Origin of the sequence: Azospirillum sp. ST 5-10 (assembly GCF_051225715.1) — a bacterium.
Lineage (GTDB): Bacteria > Pseudomonadota > Alphaproteobacteria > Azospirillales > Azospirillaceae > Azospirillum.
This window is the reverse complement of sequence record NZ_JBPJSP010000092.1, coordinates 1-962: the sequence shown is the minus strand read 5'-3', so window position 1 is coordinate 962 and position 962 is coordinate 1. Positions and strand designations below refer to the sequence as shown.

Genomic DNA, 962 nt, shown 5'->3' with positions numbered 1-962 from the left:
CTCGGCGATGACGATCTCGCCGCGCGCGGCGAGGTCCTTGGCGAGCTGGACCATGTACATCTGGGCCTCGTCGACCTCGCGCACCCGGACCGGTCCCATGGCGGCCATGTCCTCGCGCAGGATCTTGGCGGCGCGTTCGGACATGTTGGAGAAGAAGAGGTCCTTGAGGGTCTCCGAGGCGCCCTTGAGGGCGGTGCCGAGCTTGGCCTTGTCGACGTTGCGCAGCAGCGTCTGGACGCCGGAGGGGTCCATCTTGGCGAGGTCCTCGAAGGTGAACATCAGCGCCTTGATGCGCTCGGCGCTGTCGCGGTTGCGCTCCTCCAGGGCGGCCATGAAGCGGTGCTCGGTGGTGCGGTCGAGGCCGTTGAAGATCTCGGCCAGCATCTCGTGGCTGTCGCGCCGGGTGGTGCGGGCCAGGTTGGTCATGAATTCGGTGCGCAGGGTGCGCTCGACGTCGTCGAGCACCTCCTTCTGCACCGCCTCCATGCGCAGCATGCGCATGATGACCTCCATGGCGAAGCTCTCCGGCAGCAGGGTCAGCACGCGCCCGGCGTGCTCGGGGCGCACCTTGGAGAGCACCACGGCGACGGTCTGCGGGTACTCGTTCTTGAGATAGTTGGCGAGCACCGTCTCGTTGACGTTGCCCAGCTTGTCCCACATGGTGCGCCCGGCGGGGCCGCGGATCTCCTCCATGATGCTGTCGACCTTGTCCTTGGGCAGGGTCTTCAGCAGCAGGCGCTCGGTGGAATCGAAGGTGCCGACCAGCGAGCCGGTGGCCGACATCTGCTCGGCGAACTCGACGAACAGGCGCTCGATGATGTTGGCCGACACCGTCCCCAGGTTGGCCATCACCTGCGACAGCTCCTTGATCTCCTCGTCGTCCATCATCGTGAAGAGCTTCGACGCGTGCTCCTCCCCGAGGGCCAGCATCATGATCGCCGCCTTCTCCGGACCGGTGAGGG

The 962-nt window shown here is 66.3% G+C and carries 1 protein-coding gene; it reads right to left on the bottom strand.

Annotation, left to right across the window (positions count from 1 at the left end; translation table 11 throughout):
• On the bottom strand, positions 1 to 962 hold a 962-nt coding region (gene fliG, locus ACSBPG_RS31935; protein WP_435541292.1), incomplete at both ends, for a flagellar motor switch protein FliG.